This window comes from Eubacterium sp. Marseille-QA0814 (assembly GCF_965119675.1).
Lineage (GTDB): Bacteria > Bacillota > Clostridia > Lachnospirales > Lachnospiraceae > Eubacterium_G.
The window spans coordinates 348,826-370,148 of record NZ_CBCPMG010000001.1; the positions used below are offsets into that span (position 1 = coordinate 348,826).

A 21,323-nucleotide genomic window follows, 5' to 3' on the forward strand; every position below is an offset into this window, starting at 1 on the left:
AAGTTAGTGCCAACGGTATAATCCTAATAGGTATAAGGTGAAACGTTAAGTAACATTTATAGATTAGGAGGAAATTATGATTAATTTTGCAACTGTTGGCACTAATTTTGTTGTAGATTGGTTCCTTGAGGCGGCTTCACAATGTGATAGCTTGAAATACAAGGGAACATATTCACGAAACATTGAAAAAGCAAAAGAGTTTGGTGAAAAGTACGGAAGCACTCTTTTCTTTGATGATTTAGATAAACTTGCAAAATGCGATAGCATAGACGCTGTTTATATTGCAAGTCCAACATCCTTTCATTTTGAACAGGCTCTTAAAATGATTGAAAATAGGAAACATGTATTTGTTGAAAAGCCTATGGCAAGTAATAGCAGGGAAGTGGAAATTTTAATTGAAAAAGCAAATGAAAACAATGTGGTTTTAATTGAAGGAATGCGCCCTGTTTATGATGATGGCTTTAAGGCGGTGGAAAAGGCCATAGAAAAAATAGCTCCTGTAAGAAGAGCAAGCTTTAAGCTATGCCAGTATTCATCAAGATATAATAAGTTTAAAAACGGTATTGTGGAAAATGCTTTTAACCCTAAATTTTCCAATGGAGCGATTATGGATATTGGAGTATATTGCGTTCATCCAATGGTAAAATTATTTGGTATGCCTGAGCAAATTGATGCAAGCGCCATTATTTTACCGGATAGTATAGACGGAGAAGGAACTATATCCCTTAAGTATAAGGATATGTTGGCAGACATAACCTATTCAAAAATTTCAAATGGTTTTACACCAAGTGAAATACAAGGTGAAAAAGGAGCAATTTTAATTGAAGCAATAGATTGTCCAAGACGTGTAATAGTTCGTTACAACGATGGAACTACAGAGGAAGTCTATAACGTAGAGTTAGACAATAATCTGGTATTTGAAGCGAAAGAGTGGGAGACAATGATAAATAGCCATGACTATAGTGATAAACATAGCAAATATTCACTTATGGCACTTGAAATTATGGACAAGGCAAGAGCAATTCAGGGGATAGTTTTCCCTGCAGATAAAAAACACTAACAATTTGTCGGAAAATCTGTTAGAATACTACAGGAAAAAAATTTAAAGAGGTATAAAAAATGTTAAACGCGAAGCAGGCAACAGTAAAATATTCAGAAGGAGGAATGGGAAAAACAACCATGCCATTAGGTAAAATGTTTGCATTGGCATTTATGGCAGGTATGTTTATTTCATTTGCAGGAGTTGCATCATCAGTTGCTGCAACAACAGTAGAAAATGCATCACTTGGAAAGTTAATAGCAGCATTAATATTTCCGGCAGGACTTGCAATGGTAATATTAAATAATTCAGAACTTTTTACAGGAAACAACTTATTAATTATTTCAGTATTAGATAAACGAATTAAATTCTATTCAATGCTTAAAAACTGGATAGTAGTATATATTGGAAACTTTGTTGGTTCTATTTTTGTTACAGGCGGTTATGCGTTAGGTCATGAATTTTCATTATTTAACAATGGTGTAGCAAAGAATATTATGACAACAGCAGTTGCAAAATGTAATCTTTCTTTTTCAGATGCATTTATTAAAGGTATATTCTGTAACATATTAGTTTGTGTGGCAGTTATGATGGCACTTACAGCTGAAAGAGTATCAGGTAAAATCATGGCATTATTCTTACCAATTATGGTATTCGTTATTTCAGGGTTCGAGCATAGCGTTGCAAACATGAGTTATATAAGTGGTGGTTTATTTATTCATTCACAGTATGGTAGCCTTGGAATAGATACAGCAGGTCTTACATGGTATAACTTTTTAGTAAGCAACTTAGTTCCCGTTACACTTGGAAATATTGTTGGTGGCTTGTTTATTGGATTTATGTTTTTGTTTACCGCAAGAGATAAGAAATAATAAACATTGCAAAAACAAGTTCCCAAAGAAGTATTCCCATTTTTACGGAGAAGAAATTAAAATTATAATTTAAAAATATATACGCAAACAAGGCGAAAGATACAACAACACTAATTACAAAAATTCCTATATCAACCGGAAGAATAGATGTTTTAGTGTATGACGTATATAAATAAAATAGAACAGGTGTTAAGATTAAACCGCAAACTAATCCTATGAATGAAGATAGGAAGTAGTTGCGGTTTTTCTTTCCGTAAATAAAATATCCCGGAACGATCCACAATAACATAGGAAAATATAAAAGTTTTAAATGTTCAAAAACACTTTCGTTAATAGGGGAGAATAAACCTACAATTGCATTTTTTCCCGACCAGTCATAAAAGAAGTGGAGAAGAGAGCCGAAAACAATTGTAAAAATAATGCCACTGATAATATATTTTTTGAAATTTTTATACATAAAGCCACCTTCAATTAAATTCATATTAACAGTGTATGTAGAAATAAGGGAAATATACTAAATTGTAGAGAGCAGAAATCACTTTAGAAATTGCCAATCTAATCCATGCGCTTGCAATCATATTGCCAGCCAATGATAATACTAGTATACCTAATTCAGTAGCTTTAGAAGATTTTGTCAATAAATCTAAAGCAAGATGTATCTCCATTTGCATCAACAACAAAATTTGGGGCATCTACGGATAATAAGTTCTATTTGATTTGCATATAATAATATGATAAAATAAATGTACAAAATATTGTACAATAAATTGAACATGTTATAAAGAGAGGTGGAAATATGTTAGCAGTAAATTATTCAACAATAAGAAATAATCTAAAGGATTATTGTGATAAGGCTACTGATAATCAGGAAACGGTCATCGTAACAAGAAAAAATGAAAAAAATGTTGTCCTTATGAGTCTTGATAAATATAATCAATTAGAAAAGGCAGCTAGAAATAATGAATATCTTGCCATGATAGATAGAGGAATTGCACAACTTGAATCAGGAAAAGGTCAAGAACATGAATTGATTGAGGTGGATTAATGAAGAAATTATGGTCAGATAGAGCATGGGATGATTATTTATATTGGCAAACGCAAGACAAGAAAACATTAAAACGAATTAACGAACTTGTTAAATCAATTGAACGAGAGGGATTAACACAAGGAATAGGAAAACCAGAACCACTTAGACATAGAAAGGCTTGGAGTAGAAGGATTGATGAGGTAAATAGACTTATTTATAATATAGACGAAAATGGTTTCTTGTGGATAATTGCATGTCGAGGACATTACGAAGATTAGTAATGTCAATTAAAATAAACAAAATAATAATATTGTATATAATAATAAACATTGAAAAGAAGTGAAATCTAGTTTTTTCACTTCTTTTTATTATAAGAAAGTAGGCGATAAGGTTGAACAGATAAAAAACTAAAACGAAATATGATAGATAAAAAAATCTTCCAAAACAAAAGCTGGAAGAAGAATTCTAAAAAATTGGTGTCAAATTGGTGTCAAACAAATTTGACACACCTGAATCCCTTTATTTATAGGGGATAAATAGAGTGGACTAGAGGGGAGTCGAACCCCTGTCCAAAAATCCTTCCACCGTTCTTCTACTATCATAGTCAGTTATTTGACATTCCCTTAAGATAACGGGAACTAACACCCTTTACCTCTTAGTAGCTTCATAATGCTCCTAATTACTCAAAGCTTTGTAATTAGGGTTCCCTACGAAAGTCGATGCCAACTAACAAGCTGTAGGAGACTTATTAGTGACAGCTGCAACTAGGCAGCGTAAGCTAAATTATCTTCAGCGTTTAATTTTAAAGTTGTGATTTAACGTATCACCTACGGATAGCTTCACCAGATTCCAAATCCCTGTCGAAACCAGTACTAGCCCATAAATATTAAATTGTGCAAGTATTATGTTAAACTTTTAAGGCATAAAAGTCAATAATAAAAAAGTTACCAAATTGTAAAAAAAAAAATATTTGTCTAATAAAAAAAAAAGAAAGCCGGGTAAAAAACACTGTAAACAATAAAGAAAAATAAAAAATAAGAAATATTAATAAAATCAAATAAAAACGTCCCAATTTTAGAAAAAAGATGTATATTGAAAATGTTTTTAAGTTTCTACTTAATTAATTTAAGAACATATAGGAAAAAATAATAGCACAGACAGGAGAAACAAATGGCATTTACGGTTGACCATCAATATTTGGAATGGCATTAGCATTAAGTTTTTCATTCTAATACACATAATAAACACAACTTTTTGTTAATTTAAAATTATTATGATACAATAACTAAAAGTATAGCAGGAGGAATAATGGATATGTCAAAGTTGAAAATATTAGTTGTAGATGATGAAGCAAGAATGAGAAAATTAGTGAAAGATTTCCTTGTTAGAAAAGACTATGAAGTAATAGAAGCGGCTGATGGGGAAGAGGCTATTGACTTATTTGTTGAACATAATGATTTTGATTTAATTATATTGGATGTAATGATGCCAAAGATGGACGGCTGGGAAGTATGCAGGGAAATTAGAAAATTCTCAAAGATTCCAATTATCATGCTTACTGCAAAAAGTGAGGAAAGTGATGAATTATTAGGATTTGAATTAGGTGTGGATGAATATATTTCAAAACCTTTCAGTCCAAGGATTTTGGTGGCAAGAGTTGACGCAATTCTTAGAAGAACTAACAAGATTGACCAAAATGAAATTGAGCAGGCAGGAGATATTGAAATTAATAAGGCTGCACATTTAGTAAAAGTTCATGGAGAAATTGTAGACTTAAGTTTCAAGGAGTTTGAACTTCTTACATACTTTGTTGAAAATGAAGGTATAGCCTTATCAAGAGAAAAAATCCTAAATAATGTTTGGAATTACGATTATTTTGGCGATGCTAGAACAATCGATACTCACGTAAAGAAACTTAGAAGCAAATTAGGCGACTGCGGAAAATACATTCTTACTATTTGGGGAATGGGATACAAGTTCGAGGTAAATTAATGAAAAAATCAATAAGATATAAAATGGCTGCTTTAATAGTTATTATTATGACATTGTCAATGGCATCACTTGTAATATATAGCAGTCTTTTTATGGAGAAATATTATACGAAAACAAAACAGGATTCCATAAAGGAAGTTTATTACAAAATAAAGCAGGTTGTAAAAGAAGACAGTACATTTTCTGATGATTCAAGCACTAAGTCGGTAAATAAGACCTGTGAAAAGGCAGGGGCTACATCTATTGTAGTAGATGACTCTGGTAATGTTGTTTACGACTATGGTGCCGGTAAAATGCTTGAAGACAGATGGCGTGACATTATTTTTGGTCGAAATATTATGCAAAACAAGACACCTACTCTTGTGGAAAAAGGCAATGGGTATAAAATTCATTCCACAGTAGATAAGGAGTCTTCTGATAAATATTATGAATTAACCAGCACTTTGTCTAACGGTTATACAATAATGATTCGTATGTCAGTGGAAAGCTTTAAGGAAAGTATAAGTATTTCTAATAAATTTTATTTAGGTATAGGAGTTGTTGCAATATTAGTGGCAACAATAATTATTTTAATTGTAACCAGCAGATATACTAAGCCACTGTTGGAGTTGGCAGATATTTCAAAGAGAATGTCGAATTTGGATTTTGATGTTAAGTACAAGGGGCATCATAATGACGAGTTAGGTGTTCTTGGAAACAGCATGAATGATATGTCGGATAAATTGGAGAAAGCCATTACTGATTTGAAGTCTGCTAATATTGAACTTCAAAAAGATATTGAAAAGAAAAATGAAATAGATGAAATGCGAAAAGAGTTTATCTCAAACGTATCTCATGAATTAAAAACACCAATTGCTTTAATACAGGGTTATGCTGAGGGGCTTCAGGACGGAATTACAGAAGATCCGGAAGATATGAAGTATTATTGTAATGTTATTATTGATGAGGCTTCCAAAATGAATAAGATGGTTAAGAACCTTCTTACATTAAACCAGTTAGAGTTTGGTGACACACATGTTAATCTGGAGAGATTTGATATTGTATCAGTAATTAAAGGTGTTATTGCTTCCCTTAAGATTAAGTTGGAAGAAAAGGATATTAATGTAACTTTTGATTATAATGAACCTTTATATGTATACGCAGATGAGTTCCAAATTGAGGAAGTAATTACTAATTATTTGAACAATGCAATTAACCATGTTGACGAAAACAAAATAATTAAAGTAGAAATTACTGAAAAAAATGGTATAGTAAGAGTAGCGGTTTTTAACACTGGAAAAAACATTCCGGAAAATGAACTGGAAAATATTTGGATTAAATTCTATAAAGTTGACAAAGCAAGAACAAGAGCCTACGGTGGAAACGGTATTGGACTTTCTATTGTTAAGGCAATAATGGACAGACATAATAAAGAATGTGGTGTTGTAAATAAAGAAAATGGAGTGGAATTTTGGTTCCAGTTAGACTGCAATAATTCAGAGGAGAGACTTGATTAATGATAGCAATTATTGATTATGATGCAGGAAACATTAAGAGTGTTGAAAAGGCATTTCAGTTTTTAGATCAGGATACTATTTTATCAAGAGACAGAGATGAAATACTTTCAGCAGACAAGGTTGTATTACCGGGAGTTGGTTCTTTTGGTGATGCAATGAACAAATTAAAAGAATACAATTTAGTGAACACAATATATGATGTTGTGGATAAGAAGATTCCTTTTTTGGGAATATGTCTTGGACTTCAGTTATTGTTTGAAAGTAGTGAGGAGACACCGGGAGTGGCAGGTCTTGGAATTTTACCGGGAGAGATTGTTAAATTCCCTGAAACACCGGGCTTTAAAATTCCACATATTGGCTGGAATTCCCTAGAACTTACAAACAATGGCCGCCTATTTAAAGATATTGACCACCAGGCGTATGTTTATTTTGTTCATTCTTATTATTTAAAAGCAAGAGAAGAGGAAATAGTAAAGGCAAAAACAAACTACATTACTGATTTTCATTCATCAGTTGAAAAAGACAATGTTTTTGCGTGCCAGTTTCATCCTGAAAAAAGTGGTGATGTTGGCTTGAAGATACTGGACAATTTTGCAAATATTTAAAGTAAGAATGGAGACAGAATATGCATACAAAGAGAATTATTCCATGTTTGGATATAAATAACAACAGAGTAGTTAAAGGGACCAATTTCGTCAATTTAAGGGATGCCGGAGATCCTGTTGAAGTAGCTAAGGCTTACAACAAAGCAGGGGCAGATGAGCTTGTTTTTTTGGATATAACAGCAACATCTGACCATAGAGCCACTGTTACGGAATTAGTTAGAAAGGTTGCGGAACAGGTATTTATTCCTTTTACAGTTGGTGGAGGAATTAGAACTGTTGATGACTTTAAGGTGCTTTTACGTGAGGGAGCTGACAAGATTTCAATTAATTCATCAGCTATAATGAATCCTAATTTAATAAGTGAAGCAGCGGACAAGTTTGGAAGTCAGTGCGTAGTTGTGGCAATTGATGCAAAGAGACGTGAGGATGGAAGTGGCTGGAACATTTTCAAAAACGGTGGCAGAATCGATATGGGAATTGATGCCGTTGAGTGGGCAATGAAGGCAAATGAACTTGGAGCAGGAGAGATTCTTCTTACAAGTATGGATTGTGACGGCATTAAGCAGGGTTATGACCTTGAATTAACAAGAACAATTGCAGAGAATGTTTCAATTCCTGTAATTGCATCAGGTGGCGCAGGAAAGAAAGAACATTTCTTAGAAGCATTAACAGATGGTAAGGCAGACGCAGCTCTTGCCGCATCATTGTTCCATTATAAGGAATTGGAAATAAGCGATTTAAAGAAATATCTAAACGAAAATGGGGTTTCTGTTAGATTATAACTATACTCAAAAAAAGAAAATAGTAATAGTTAAAAAAGAAAATAGTAATAGTTAATCAGACAGAAAAATAATTAATTACAGAAGAGAGTGATACAAATGAAGTATTATTTTATAATTAATCCTATAAGTGGAAAAATTAACAAACAATTATTAGAAAAGAATATAAGAGAGGCATGTCTTAAAAGACAGGTGCCTTACAAAGTTATGTACACAAAGAAAACAGGTGATGCACAGTATCTGGCAAAAAAAATACCTGATGAGGAATGTGTAGTTTTTTCCGTTGGTGGTGACGGTAATTTAAACGAAGTGCTTAACGGAATTGCAAAATCTGAAAACAAGATTCTTGGAAATATTCCAACAGGCAGTGGAAATGATTTTGATAAAACCCTAAAGCAGTATCAAAATGGGATACTGAATATTGACTTAGGAAAAATCAATAACAGATTTTTTATAAATGTGGCGTGTCTTGGACTGGATGCAGATGTGGCAAATAACATATCATTTATAAGAAAGAAAAAATGGATTCCGGTTTCTCAAAGATACAATGCAAGTCTTGTATACTCTTATTTTAAATATAAGTTTAAGGATTTGAAAATAACAATGGGAGAAACTCAGGTAGAAAATTCATGCACAATTCTTGCAGTTGGAAATGGACAGTATTATGGTGGCGGTTTTAGAATTGCACCTCATGCTTTATTGGAAGATGGTATGTTTGACATATATTTTGTTGAAAAATTGCCTAAACCTAAGATTATTCCAATTTTAATTAAACTGTTAAGAGGAAAACACGAAAATTCAGAATACGTTACAAGATTTTCAGAAAATAAGATTATAATAGATACTGATGAGTTATGTACTTTTAATGTTGATGGAGAAAAAATGACGTCAAATCATTTTGAAATCATTAATATTTCAGGTGGCATAAAAGTATACAACGACAGGAATTTTATTGATGAAATTTTGCAGAAGTAAGAGAAAAAATAGTTTATCAGATAAATGAGTACAAATAATTTATTTTATAAATGATTCGGTTTATAAACGAGTACCAACAAATTGGTATATAAATTAGTACAAGAGGGAGTTTTTATGTCAATGATAACAAATGACTGGCTTGAGCCTTTAAGCAGTGAGTTTAGAAAAGGATATTACAGTCAGTTATACAATTTTGTAAAAGATGAATACAGTAAAACAGTTGTATATCCTCCCGCAGAGGATATTTTTAATGCATTTCATTTTACACCTTTAAAAGATGTAAAAGTTTTATTATTAGGGCAGGATCCTTACCATAATGAACACCAGGCACATGGGTTGTCTTTTTCAGTTCAGCCGGGACAGGATATTCCGCCATCTCTTGTAAATATTTACAAGGAATTACATGATGATTTAGGATGCTATATTCCAAATAACGGTTATTTGAAAAAATGGGCAGACCAGGGAGTTTTATTACTAAACACAGTTTTGACTGTTAGAGCACATCAGGCAAATTCTCATCAGGGACATGGCTGGGAACAGTTTACTGATGCGGTAATTCAGGCAGTTAATGCACAGGACAGACCAATTGTGTATATGTTGTGGGGAGCGCCTGCAAGAAGAAAAAAAGCAATGCTCACTAACCCAAAACATTTGATTTTAGAAGCACCACATCCAAGCCCTTTATCAGCGTACAGAGGCTTTTTCGGATGTAAACATTTCAGCAAGGCAAATGAGTTCTTAAAGGCAAGTGGCCTAGAGCCAATAGATTGGCAAATAGAAAATATATAAAGGAGAGAAGAAATGGCAGTAAATTCAATTGATGCGGAAGAGGATCAGTTCGCATATCGTTATGACACACAGTTATTAATCGAAAGAAGAGATAAAGATTTAGATGAGGATGAAATTTCTGATTACATAACAGATAATTTTGAAGGAAACAGTTTAATTGCAGCAGGAGATGAAGATTTAGTAAAAATTCATTTTCATACAAATGAACCTTGGAAAATATTAGAATACTGCAATACTGTTGGTGAAATATTCGACATTGTTGTGGAAGATATGATTAGACAGGCAAATGGATTGCAGGGGTAGTAATATCTAAATATAAAAAAGAATGTTAAACCTAAATAAAAAACGGTTAATAGTAGTGTACCGACCCCCAAAAGTTAGACCTAAAAATCTAACGATTGGAGGTCGGTATTTTTATGGCAAAATACAGTTATGAATTCAAAAAGCAGGTTGTTGAAGCATATCTTAGCGGTGAAGGTGGCTATGAATACTTAGCCAAACAATATGGTGTACCTGCCTGGTCAAACATTAAGAAATGGGTTCGGAATTATGAAACTCATGGTGACAAAGGACTTATGCGTTCGCGAAAACAAGATAAATACTCTTTTGAAAAAACAGCGAGAATCGTCCACAGCCTCCGGGGAGAATTCAAACTAAAAGACATTCTCGCAGTTGTTGGTTTTCCAAAGGCAACATATATGTATTGGCAAAAAAGATTTGATAGAGAAAATCCAGATATAGAATTAGAAGAAAAGATTCATGAAATACATAAACGTAACAAAGATTATGGCTACCGTCGCATGTGTGGTGAACTCCGTAATCAAGGCTATATCGTGAACAAGAAGAAGGTTCAACGCATTATGCAGAAATATAATCTTCAGGTGATGTCATTTACGAGGAAGAGCCGTAAATATAGTTCTTACAAAGGTAGAATTGGAACGGTTGCTCCTAATAGAATCAAAAGAAGATTTAATACACATATACCTCATCAGAAGATTACAACTGATACAACAGAGTTTAAATACTATGAAGTAGATTCTAAAGGTAAAATGACAATGCATAAGCTATATTTAGATCCATTCATGGATATGTTCAATGGTGAAATAATAAGTTATGGAATAGATAAACGTCCTTCAGCAGCAAATGTGATGAATGCACTAAATGAAGCCATTGAGGTAACTTCTGACTGCCCATTTCGAAGGACCTTTCACTCAGATCAAGGATGGGCATATCAGATGAAAGCTTATTCACATAGACTTAGAGAAGAGAAAATATTTCAAAGCATGTCACGAAAAGGTAATTGCCTTGATAATTCAGTCATGGAAAATTTCTTTGGTCTGCTTAAACAAGAAATATACTATGGAACTGTTTATTACAGTTATGAAGAATTGAAAACTGAAATTGAAAAATATATAAGATATTACAATGAAAAAAGAATTAAAGAAAAACTAGGATGGTTGAGTCCTGTCCAATACAGACTCAGCCTCTTGGTTGCATGAAAAATGCGTAACAGATATTAAAACCTGTTACGCAATAAAAGTCTAACTTTTTGGGGTCACATCATAGATTACAACTATTAACCGGTTTTTTGTTTTACTTTATAATTTTGAAATTATCTAATTATCTATTTTTTTTCCTGATTTAGTCGTTTGTTTGCAGTTGCAAGCATTAACTTAATTCGGTTAAGCTGGTTTACTTCGCTGGCACCGGGATCATAGTCAACGGCTACAATATTTGCATCAGGATTCATGGCTCTTAATTTTTTAATTACACCTTTACCTACAATGTGGTTTGGTAAACATGCAAAAGGCTGAGTACAAATAATATTTGGAACGCCATCATGTAGCAAATGAAGCATTTCACCTGTTAAGAACCAACCTTCACCTGTCTGGTTGCCTATAGAAACAACTTTTTCAGCCATTTCGCTCATTTCCCATATATCGGAAGTAGGAGTGAAGTGCTTGCTCTCAATAAGTGCCTTTTTGGCTGAATTTCTAAACCATTCAATAGCTTTTATACCTAAATTGTTAATACGAACTGATTTTTTATCAAAACCTAAATTCTCGTATTTAAAAGTAGCATTTCTAAATCCATATAGGAAGAAGTCTACCAAGTCAGGCATTACAGCTTCAGCACCTTCTGACTCTAATAATTCAACTAAGTTATTGTTAGCAGTAGGAGAGAATTTAACAAGAATTTCACCTACAATACCAACTCTAGGTTTCTTAATATCTTTTACAGGAATGGCATCAAATTCTTTAACGATTTTTTTCATGTTTTTCTTAAAACGTCTGATACCAAATTTATTATCGGCAAGTTCTTTACATAATTTATATTCCCATTTTTTATGTAAAGCATCAGTTTCGCCTTCGTTTACTTCGTAAGGTCTTGTTCTGTAAACAACTCTCATAAATAAGTCACCGTACATTGCAGCTTCAACAGCCTTAATAGCAAACTTTGGTGTAATCTTAAAGCCACTGTTTTTCTCTAAGCCCTGTAGTGAAAGAGAAAGAACAGGAATATGTGACATACCTGCTTTTTCAAGAGCACGTCTAATGAAACCAATGTAGTTAGTTGCACGACAACCCCCACCTGTCTGAGTAATAATAACTGCTGTTTTGTTTAAGTCATATTTACCTGAAAGCAAAGCTTCCATAATCTGACCAACAACAATTAAAGAAGGGTAGCAGGCATCATTGTTTACATATTTTAAACCTACATCTACGCATGATGGCTTACTGTCCATTACTTCAAAGTTGTAACCACATGAATTTAAAGCAGCCTGAAGCATTTTGAAATGAATTGGACTCATCTGTGGTGTAAGAATTGTGTATTTATCCTCATACATTTGTTTTGTAAATTCAACCTTGTTAATTGAAGAAGGCTGAATTGTTCTTTCAAAATGATTTTCTGAACGAACTCTAATTGCTGCAAGAAGTGAACGAATACGGATTCTTGCGGCACCTAAGTTATTTACTTCATCAATTTTAAGTACAGTGTAGATTTTTCCTGACTTAGTTAAAATATCACTAACGCAGTCAGTAGTTACAGCATCTAAACCACATCCAAAAGAGTTTAACTGAACAAGGTCTAAATCGTCTCTTGTTTTTACATAGTTAGCTGCACGATATAATCTTGAGTGATACATCCACTGGTCAGATACAATCAACGGACGTTCAACTTCTGCCAAATGAGAAATTGAGTCTTCAGTTAAAACAGCAAGACCGTATGAATTAATCATTTCAGGTATACCATGATTTATTTCAGGGTCAACATGGTATGGACGGCCTGCAAGAACAATACCACGCTTTCCGTTTTCTTCCATGTATTTAAGAGTTTCTTCACCTTTTTTTGCCATATCGTTTCTTGAGTTAAGAAGTTCTTCCCAAGCTAAGTGAGCAGCTTCCTTAACCTCGCCGGCATTAATTCCAAATTCTTTTCCAAACTCTTCAACAAGTCTTGAAGTAATTGTTTCTTCATTTGTGAGAGCCATGAAAGGATTCATAAACTTCATTGAAGGATCTTCTAATTCTTCAACGTTGTTCTTTATATTTTCTGCATAAGATGTAACAATAGGACAGTTATAATGGTTGTTTGCATCAGGCGTTTCGTTTCTCTCGTATGGTATACAAGGATAGAAAATAAATTTAACACCCTGTTTAATTAACCATGTAATGTGTCCGTGTACAAGTTTTGCAGGATAACATTCCGATTCACTAGGTATTGATTCAATACCCATTTCGTAAAGTTTATGTGATGATTCTGGTGAAAGAACAACACTATAGCCAAGTTTCTTAAAGAATGTAGCCCAGAATGGAAAATTTTCATACATATTAAGAACTCTTGGAATACCCACAATTCCTCTAGGCGCATTGTCAGGTGACAATGGCTCATAATCAAACATTCTTTTAAGTTTATATTCAAAAAGGTTTGGTATGTTATCTTTGTTTTTCTGGCCACCAATACCTTTTTCACATCTGTTACCACTTATAAATCTTCTGCCATCAGAGAATTTGTTGATTGTAAGTAAACATGAGTTTGTACAACCTTTGCATCTAGTCATTGAAGTTGTGTATGTAAATTCTTCTAACTGCTTAAGATTCAACATTGTTGTAGGCTCGCCTTTATATCTGTCTCTTGCAATAAGAGCAGCACCGAAAGCACCCATAATACCTGCAATGTCAGGTCTGATTGCGTGGATGTGGGCAACTTTTTCCAAACTTCTTAAAACGGCGTCATTGTAGAATGTACCACCCTGAACAACAATTTTTCTACCAAGGTCTCTGGCATCTGATATTTTAATAACTTTATATAAAGCATTTTTTATAACTGAGTATGCCAAACCGGCAGAAATGTCTGCAACGCTGGCCCCTTCCTTTTGAGCCTGTTTAACATTTGAATTCATAAATACTGTACATCTTGTACCAAGGTCAGTTGGATTAGAAGCGAATAAAGCTTCTTTGGCAAAATCTTCAACAGAATAGTTAAGAGATTTTGCGAAAGTTTCAATAAATGAACCACATCCTGAAGAGCAGGCCTCGTTTAACTGAACACTGTCAACAGAATTGTTTTTAATCTTGATACACTTCATGTCCTGACCACCGATATCAAGAATGCAGTCTACCTGTGGCTCAAAAAATGCAGCCGCATTATAATGGGCAACAGTTTCAACTTCGCCTTCATCTAAAAGAAGGGCATTTTTTATTAAAGCTTCACCATAACCTGTTGAACAGGAACGGACAATGTGAGCGTCTTTTGGAAGCTTTGTGTAAATATCTTTAATTGAATCAATAATTGTTTTTAACGGATTACCGTTGTTTCCACTATAGAAAGAGTAGAGTAATGTACCGTCTTCGCCAACTAAAGCTGCCTTAGTTGTAGTAGAACCTGAGTCAATACCAAGGTAGCAGTTACCACTATAAGATGCCAAGTCACCTTTTTTAACTTTTGCCTTATTATGTCTTTCAGTAAACTTGTCATAAGCTTCCTGATTCTGGAATAATGGCTCCAGTCTCTTGATTTCCATTGACATCTGAACACCATGAGATAACTGTTCGTATAAGTCATCAATGTCTACTTTAATATTTTCTTTATGATTTAATGCTGCACCTGTAGCGGCAAATAAATGAGAATGTTCCGGTGCAACAACATGTTCGTCGTCTAATTTTAAAGTCCTGATAAATGCATTTTTTAATTCAGGTAAGAAATGAAGAGGACCACCAAGGAAAGCAACTGTCCCTCTAATTGGTTTACCACAGGCTAAACCTGAAATAGTCTGATTTACAACAGCCTGAAAAATTGAAGCTGCCAAATCTTCTTTTGTGGCACCTTCGTTAATAAGTGGCTGTATATCTGTTTTCGCAAATACACCACAACGGGCTGCAATAGGATATATCTCCTGATAATTTTTTGCATATTCATTAAGACCTGAAGCGTCTGTCTGTAAAAGTGAAGCCATCTGGTCAATAAAAGAACCTGTACCACCGGCACAGATACCATTCATTCTTTGTTCGATACCATTTGTAAAATAAATAATTTTGGCATCTTCGCCACCTAATTCGATTGCTACATCAGTTTGTGGTGCATAATCTTCAAGAGCAGTAGATACTGCCACAACTTCCTGTACAAATGGCACTTTCAAATGTTCAGAAAGTGCTAAACCACCTGAACCTGTAATCATAGGACTTAATTCAATTGAACCTAACTGTTTACGTGCCTTATCTAAAAGTAAAGCTAAAGTTTCCTGAATATTTGCATAATGTCTTTCGTAATCTGAAAAAACAAGATTGTTATCTTGGTCAAGTATTGCAATTTTTACAGTAGTAGAACCAATATCAATACCTAAACTATAATTTGCATTCTCGTTCATATTTGCCTCCTAATTACCCTTATTAATACGAGTAACGTATATTAAATATATGTTTTATTACCTATTAAAATGCTTTTGACATAAAAATATCAAAATCGACTTATTATTATATTATAAATAAGAAAAAAAAACAACAGAAAAAGATGTGAAAAAAGTTTGTTTACAAACTAAAAGAAAAAGCTGTACTTTGTTTGACAAAGTACCCTGTAGAAATTATACTGTAATATGGTTATTTAGAACAAAGAATGTGACTTATAACCCTCTAGAAATTAGATGGGATTGTTATATTAGGAAAATAAGGAGATTAGAATGTCAGAATTTAATAGAAGAAAACAGAGTTTTTCAATTCCAAATTTACCATTGTATTTAATCATTGCTTATGTAATAGGATATGTTATTCAGTTGACAACTCCTGAACTATATCAGTTTTTACAGTTTAATCCATACGAGATCTTTCAGGGACAGATATGGAGAGTGGTTACATGGATTTTAGTACCACCTGAAAGTTTAGGAATTTTTACTATTATTATGTTGTTCCTATATTATTCATTGGGACGTGAACTTGAACATACATGGGGAAGTGAACGCTTCACAAAGTATATTTTTTCAGGAATTATATTTACAGTAATAGCAGGACTTATTTTATATGTAGTTCTTACAGTTATTTATGGAACAGCCATGGGCAGTATATTTGGAGTAATTATTGGTGGCTATGTAAGCACATATTACATTAACATGTCTATATTTTTAGCATACGCTTTTACTTATCCGGAACAGGAATTACTGTTATATTTCATAATTCCAATTAAGATTAAATGGTTCGGATTCCTATATGTAGCATATATTATTTATGACATTATCAGTGCGTTTAGAACAAGTATGAATTTAGGTTTAATAGTGCTTGTGTTAATTGCCGCATCATTACTTAATGTTGTTATATATGTTATTTTAGATAAAAAATCAGGAAGAAGACCTTCCTCAATAAAAAGAAAAGCACAATATAATAAGTCAATTAAAAAAGCAAAGCCTAATGTTTATGCAAATGGTGCAAGACATAAATGTGCTATATGTGGCAGAACAGAATTAGATGATCCAACATTAACATTTAGATATTGTTCAAAATGTTCGGGAAATAAGGAATATTGTCAGGAACATTTATTTACACATGAACATAAATAAAAACTATGGTTTATGATTTGTGTGAAGTGTGATTGCTAATGCAATGACTAGGAATTAATGCTATATCCTGTTGAAATGTAACAGGTCCAAACATAAAAAAATGAAAAAATATTAAAGGAATAAATAATATGCAGGAACAATTTAGCAGAAGTGCAGGTGTGTTAATGCCTGTTAGTAGTTTACCGGGTCCATACGGAATCGGAACTTTTGGAAAAAAAGCTTATGAGTTTGTAGATAACTTAGTTAAAGCGAGACAGAAATATTGGCAGGTGTTACCTCTTGGACCTACAAGTTTTGGAGACAGCCCTTATGCTTCTTTTTCTGCTTTTGCGGGAAATCCATATTTTATAGATTTAGATATGTTGATAGAAGAAGGACTTTTGACTAAAGAATTTGTTGACAGTAAAAGATGGAATATTGAAGACCAGTATGTTGACTATGGCTTGGTTTATAATTCAAGATTTGAAGTTTTAAGAGTGGCTTATGAGAATAGTAATCATAAGGAATTAGATGAATATAAAGAGTTTTTTACAGAAAATGAATTCTGGCTTGAAGATTATAGTTTGTATAGAGCCTGCAAAGATAAATATGAAGGCAGACCTTGGAGTGAGTGGGATAAGGAAATAAAGTTTAGAGAAGCCGAAACAGTAGGGGCTTTTAAAGAAGAACTAAAGGATGATATGGACTTTTACAAGTTCATACAGTTTAAGTTTAATGAGCAGTGGTGCAAATTAAAAGAATATGCTAATGAAAATGGAATCCTGATTATTGGTGATATACCAATATATGTGGCAATGGATTCTGCTGATGTTTGGCAGAATACAGGCATGTTCCAATTAGATGAAGAATTAAATCCTAAAAAAGTTGCAGGTGTACCCCCTGATGCGTTTTCTGATTTAGGTCAGAGATGGGGCAATCCACTTTATGACTGGGACAAAATGGAAGCTGATGATTTTTCATGGTGGAGAAAACGAATGGAACATTCAGCTAAAATATATGATGTAATAAGAATTGACCATTTTATAGGCACTGTCAAATATTATGCAATTCCTGCAGAAGACAGTGATGCAAGAAACGGTCAGTGGCAAAAAGGACCGGGACTTAAACTTATTAATGCAATTAACGAGTCCATAGGTGACAAACACATTATTGCTGAAGATTTAGGTATAAAAATGCCTGAAGTTGTAGAGGTACTTGAAAAATCAGGTTATCCCGGCATGAAAGTTCTGGAATTTGCTTTTGATGGTAACAGACGTAATGATCATTTGCCATACAACTGGGTGCCTAATACTGTAGCTTATGGTGGTACTCATGACAATGACACATTAGTTGGGTATTTTACAAGCTTTGAAAAATGTGAGCTTGGCTACATAAGAGAGTATGTTGAGTGTAGAGAAGGCTCAGTAGAAGATTTAGTTGATAAGATTTTTAAAGTGGCTTATGAAAGTGTTGCCAATTTGGTGATTTTTCAAATACAGGACATTTTAAAGATTGGATATATAGGAAGAATGAATCTTCCATCATCAATGGGGACAAACTGGAGATGGCGAATGTTAGACGGCCAGTTTGGTGCAAAAGAAATTGAAAGACTAAGATATCTTTGTGATATCTACGGTAGATAAATATTTAGGAGGACTGAAAATAATGAATAAGAAACCATTTGTAACAAAAGAACAGGTTGAAGAAATTGTAAAAAAATATCCTACACCATTTCATATTTATGATGAAAAAGGATTTATGGAAAATGCAAGAAAAGTAAATGAAGCTTTTTCATGGAATAAAGGATTTAGAGAATATTTTGCAGTAAAGGCAACTCCAAATCCATTTATTATTAAAAAATTAAAAGAAGCAGGCTGTGGAGTTGACTGCTCATCTGCAACAGAACTTATGATTGCTGATAAGTTAGGCTTTAGAAACGATGAAATCATGTTTTCTTCAAATGAAACACCTGAAGGAGAGTTCAAGTATTGTAATGAATTAGGTGGCATTATTAACTTAGATGACATTACAATGATTGATTACATGGAAAAGGAATGTGGAATACCTGAAACAGTAAGCTGCAGATTTAATCCAGGTGGAATTTTTGAAGTTTGTAACGGAATCATGGATAACCCTGGTGATTCAAAATATGGTATGACAAGAGAACAGATAACTGAAGCCTTCAAGATTTTAAAATCAAAAGGTGTTAAGAATTTTGGTATACATGCATTTTTAGCATCAAACACAGTAACAAACGAATATTATCCAATGCTTGCTAAGACAATTTTCCAGTTGGCTGTTGAACTTGAAAAAGAAACAGGAGCAGACATTAAGTTCATTAATTTATCAGGTGGAGTTGGAATCCCTTATACACCTGATCAGACACCAAATGACATTATGGTTATTGGAGAAGGAGTACACAAAGTTTATGATGAAATTTTAACTCCAGCCGGAATGGGCGACGTTGCAATCTTTACAGAAATGGGAAGATTTATGATGGGACCTTATGGTGCATTAGTAACTAAGGCTGTTCACGAAAAACACATTTACAAGGAATATATTGGTGTTGATGCCTGTGCAGTTAATTTAATGAGACCTGCTATGTATGGTGCATATCATCATATTACAGTTCTTGGCAAAGAAAATGAACCATGCACTGAAACATATGATGTTGTTGGAAGTTTATGCGAAAACAATGACAAGTTCGCAATAGACAGAAAACTTCCTAAGATTGAAATGGGTGATTATTTATATATTCACGATACAGGCGCACATGGTTTTGCAATGGGCTATAACTACAACGGAAGATTAAAGTCAGCAGAATTATTGCTTAAAGAAAATGGAGAAGTTGAACTTATAAGAAGAGCAGAAACTCCAAAGGATTATTTTGCTACATTTGATTTTTCTGACATTTTAAAATAAAATATCTATATGAAAATTATAGGAATTACAAATAAAGAATAAAACATAGAGCGCTTGTATTAGGCACTCTATATGTTAAAAGAGAGTGTATATGAAGAAAATAGTTGGAGATTTATTAAAAAATAGAAACATTGAAGAAAGTTTGAAAAAGTATACCGGTGGATTTATGAAAATAAATAACAAGTATGCTTTAATTCGTCTTGCGATGAATTATTACACATATTATGTGTCTCTTTCAGAGGATGGTGGCATGGTAGCTCCCGGCTTTAATGAATATGTTAAAACTATCAATGAAACAATTGAAAAGTATGCCAATGGCGGAGATGATTTTTCGGAAAATATTGCGGAATTAGAGGCAATTAGAAATATCATTATTGAAAAGGTAGCTGATATTACATGTTATGTGGACAAGTATAACGTATACGAGCATGCAGTAAACAGAGTGGAGTATAGATTCAGGGAAGAAGATTATCCTAGTGGCTATAGTGATGAAAATTTCACAAGAACAATTATGCAGTTTATTTTAGAAGATGAAGATAACATGATGATTAACAGTAAGATTAAAGATGTTATTGGACAACTTCCTGTAAGGCTTACAAAAAATAAATTTTTCGAAATGCTCTCTAACGGCTTGTCAATTTACAACGGCGGCACAAAGGAAGCTTTAGACGACTTTTTGTACATGATTAAAACATGCTCCATGCTTCATAAGACGGATACAATGGCAACTAACTATCCCCATTTATATGAAGAATTTGACAATCTGAAAAATGTTAAGTTTAAAGAAATGGATTCTAAAGGATATGATGAGTTTAAGGACAGATTATCGGATATAACCATGTATATAGATGATGAAATGGACAACCTTATGAGAGTTCAGGAAGTTCTAAATGACCTTTTATTGATTTTATATACTAACAATGAAAAAGAAGAAGATAATGTTGTAAAAGGCTGTGATGAAATAATAAAAAATACCAACTTGTTATTTTTAAATAAATTTTCTTCAAAATCACTTGAGAAAATAGAGGATATGTTTGTTATGCTCGAAGGTGAACAGGAGAAAATATATCCACACCTTTCAGCTTATGACATAACAGACCAGATAAAAGAAAGTTACGCAGACAAGATTAAACAGTTAGATTTGGTGGAAGAATATAATATTGTATTTAAGCTTCCTAAACTAAATTCAGACAGTATGTTTGTAAAACTGGATAAGGTAGAAAACAACGATGTAGTTGATGAAGCTTATTTAGAAAAACAAAAAGAACAGTTAATAAATGAATACAGAGAGTTATTTAAAGAGACAGATAAAATGATTACAAGGGCAGTTATGGCGCAGGCTTTAAGTGAACTTCCAATCTTCTTTAATAACATAAGCGAATTGCAGGATTATATATATAATACTTTGTCAATTTGCAACGATAAGGCAGAAAAACTGGCTTGTATAGAAATTATTAACGGAATAATGGCAGGATAATTATGATTTGGTATGAGGATTTATATGTAGGCTATAATCTTTTAGACAAAAAAAGAAAGGTTATAGGAAAAATTAAAAATAGAAAACCAACGTTTGATACATATGTAATCACTCTGCCAAGAAATGATTATGATACATTGGAAATATATCCTTCTAACGTTTTGATTCAAAAATGGTATCATAAGTCTGATATGGTTGTAATTGGAATTGCAAAAGGTAGGGAAGAGGCACTTGACATGATGACGCTTATTATAATGGAATGCCTTGAAAAAACAGGAAATGTAAATGTTAAGAAATATATTATGGAGCAAATGAATTAGCCT

General features: G+C 33.1%; 19 protein-coding genes and 1 other RNA gene. 17 read left to right on the forward strand and 3 right to left on the reverse strand.

Annotated features, from left to right (window positions below):
- Positions 1–76 precede the first annotated feature (76 nt).
- Both ACQY63_RS01605 and ACQY63_RS01610 read left to right on the forward strand, forming a co-directional pair.
- Positions 77–1,060: a Gfo/Idh/MocA family protein gene (locus tag ACQY63_RS01605; RefSeq protein ID WP_412335030.1), complete on the forward strand. Its 984-nt coding sequence runs from the start codon at positions 77–79 to the stop codon at positions 1,058–1,060.
- A gap of 59 nt (positions 1,061–1,119) precedes the next feature.
- Positions 1,120–1,911, forward strand: coding sequence for a formate/nitrite transporter family protein (locus ACQY63_RS01610; RefSeq protein ID WP_428244615.1), 792 nt, complete (start codon positions 1,120–1,122; stop codon positions 1,909–1,911).
- Here the strand turns inward: ACQY63_RS01610 and ACQY63_RS01615 are convergent.
- On the reverse strand, positions 1,889–2,368 hold the full coding sequence (locus ACQY63_RS01615) for a DUF6512 family protein (RefSeq protein WP_022166212.1): 480 nt from the start codon (positions 2,366–2,368) through the stop codon (positions 1,889–1,891). The genes ACQY63_RS01610 and ACQY63_RS01615 overlap by 23 nt on opposite strands.
- Positions 2,369–2,707: 339 nt before the next feature.
- On the opposite strand from ACQY63_RS01615, the gene ACQY63_RS01620 reads away from it, so the two are divergent.
- On the forward strand, positions 2,708–2,956 hold the full coding sequence (locus ACQY63_RS01620) for a type II toxin-antitoxin system Phd/YefM family antitoxin (protein WP_022166211.1): 249 nt from the start codon (positions 2,708–2,710) through the stop codon (positions 2,954–2,956).
- Positions 2,956–3,216, forward strand: a complete 261-nt coding sequence (locus tag ACQY63_RS01625; RefSeq protein ID WP_022166210.1) for a Txe/YoeB family addiction module toxin — start codon at positions 2,956–2,958, stop codon at positions 3,214–3,216. The genes ACQY63_RS01620 and ACQY63_RS01625 overlap by 1 nt, the downstream gene beginning before the upstream one ends.
- Before the next feature lie 261 nt (positions 3,217–3,477).
- On the opposite strand, the gene ssrA is transcribed toward ACQY63_RS01625, so the two are convergent.
- Positions 3,478–3,817: a transfer-messenger RNA gene (gene ssrA, locus ACQY63_RS01630) on the reverse strand.
- Between the two features lie 435 nt (positions 3,818–4,252).
- On the opposite strand from ssrA, the gene ACQY63_RS01635 reads away from it, so the two are divergent.
- The 8 genes from ACQY63_RS01635 (at position 4,253) to ACQY63_RS01670 (ending at position 11,073) form a co-directional block, all read left to right on the forward strand.
- On the forward strand, positions 4,253–4,930 hold the full coding sequence (locus tag ACQY63_RS01635) for a response regulator transcription factor (protein ID WP_022166209.1): 678 nt from the start codon (positions 4,253–4,255) through the stop codon (positions 4,928–4,930).
- The gene (locus ACQY63_RS01640) at positions 4,930–6,426 is read left to right on the forward strand and encodes a sensor histidine kinase (RefSeq protein WP_022166208.1); all 1,497 of its coding nucleotides are present in this window, start codon (positions 4,930–4,932) and stop codon (positions 6,424–6,426) included. Before ACQY63_RS01635 ends, ACQY63_RS01640 begins: the two co-directional genes overlap by 1 nt.
- Positions 6,426–7,031, forward strand: a complete 606-nt coding sequence (hisH, locus tag ACQY63_RS01645; RefSeq protein ID WP_022166207.1) for an imidazole glycerol phosphate synthase subunit HisH — start codon at positions 6,426–6,428, stop codon at positions 7,029–7,031. Before ACQY63_RS01640 ends, hisH begins: the two co-directional genes overlap by 1 nt.
- A 20-nt stretch (positions 7,032–7,051) precedes the next feature.
- On the forward strand, positions 7,052–7,813 hold the full coding sequence (hisF, locus tag ACQY63_RS01650; RefSeq protein ID WP_022166206.1) for an imidazole glycerol phosphate synthase subunit HisF: 762 nt from the start codon (positions 7,052–7,054) through the stop codon (positions 7,811–7,813).
- Between the two features lie 96 nt (positions 7,814–7,909).
- Entirely contained in the window at positions 7,910–8,785 is an 876-nt protein-coding gene (locus tag ACQY63_RS01655; RefSeq protein WP_428244616.1) for a diacylglycerol/lipid kinase family protein, read from the forward strand.
- Positions 8,786–8,899: 114 nt separating this feature from the next.
- The gene (gene ung, locus ACQY63_RS01660) at positions 8,900–9,574 is read left to right on the forward strand and encodes a uracil-DNA glycosylase (RefSeq protein WP_022164504.1); all 675 of its coding nucleotides are present in this window, start codon (positions 8,900–8,902) and stop codon (positions 9,572–9,574) included.
- Between the two features lie 12 nt (positions 9,575–9,586).
- Positions 9,587–9,877, forward strand: coding sequence for a hypothetical protein (locus ACQY63_RS01665; protein WP_022164505.1), 291 nt, complete (start codon positions 9,587–9,589; stop codon positions 9,875–9,877).
- A gap of 113 nt (positions 9,878–9,990) precedes the next feature.
- On the forward strand, positions 9,991–11,073 hold the full coding sequence (locus ACQY63_RS01670) for an IS3 family transposase (RefSeq protein ID WP_428244617.1): 1,083 nt from the start codon (positions 9,991–9,993) through the stop codon (positions 11,071–11,073).
- A 125-nt stretch (positions 11,074–11,198) separates the two neighbouring features.
- Here ACQY63_RS01670 and ACQY63_RS01675 read toward each other — a convergent pair whose 3' ends face one another.
- Positions 11,199–15,443 carry an acyl-CoA dehydratase activase-related protein gene (locus ACQY63_RS01675; RefSeq protein ID WP_428244618.1) on the reverse strand — a complete coding sequence of 1,415 codons (4,245 nt, stop codon included), beginning with the start codon at positions 15,441–15,443 and terminating at the stop codon, positions 11,199–11,201.
- A 309-nt stretch (positions 15,444–15,752) separates the two neighbouring features.
- Between ACQY63_RS01675 and ACQY63_RS01680 the strand changes: the two genes are divergently transcribed.
- The 5 genes from ACQY63_RS01680 (at position 15,753) to ACQY63_RS01700 (ending at position 21,320) form a co-directional block, all read left to right on the forward strand.
- A complete protein-coding gene (locus ACQY63_RS01680) occupies positions 15,753–16,622 on the forward strand; it encodes a rhomboid family intramembrane serine protease (RefSeq protein WP_117999064.1) in 870 nt (289 codons plus the stop codon).
- Between the two features lie 128 nt (positions 16,623–16,750).
- On the forward strand, positions 16,751–18,244 hold the full coding sequence (malQ, locus tag ACQY63_RS01685) for a 4-alpha-glucanotransferase (RefSeq protein WP_428244619.1): 1,494 nt from the start codon (positions 16,751–16,753) through the stop codon (positions 18,242–18,244).
- A gap of 22 nt (positions 18,245–18,266) precedes the next feature.
- Entirely contained in the window at positions 18,267–19,523 is a 1,257-nt protein-coding gene (locus ACQY63_RS01690; protein ID WP_022165630.1) for a diaminopimelate decarboxylase, read from the forward strand.
- 91 nt (positions 19,524–19,614) lie between these two features.
- Complete coding sequence (locus tag ACQY63_RS01695) at positions 19,615–21,000, forward strand: hypothetical protein (RefSeq protein ID WP_428244620.1); 1,386 nt, start codon at positions 19,615–19,617, stop codon at positions 20,998–21,000.
- A 2-nt stretch (positions 21,001–21,002) separates the two neighbouring features.
- Entirely contained in the window at positions 21,003–21,320 is a 318-nt protein-coding gene (locus ACQY63_RS01700) for a hypothetical protein (RefSeq protein ID WP_428244621.1), read from the forward strand.
- The last annotated feature ends 3 nt before the right edge of the window (positions 21,321–21,323 follow it).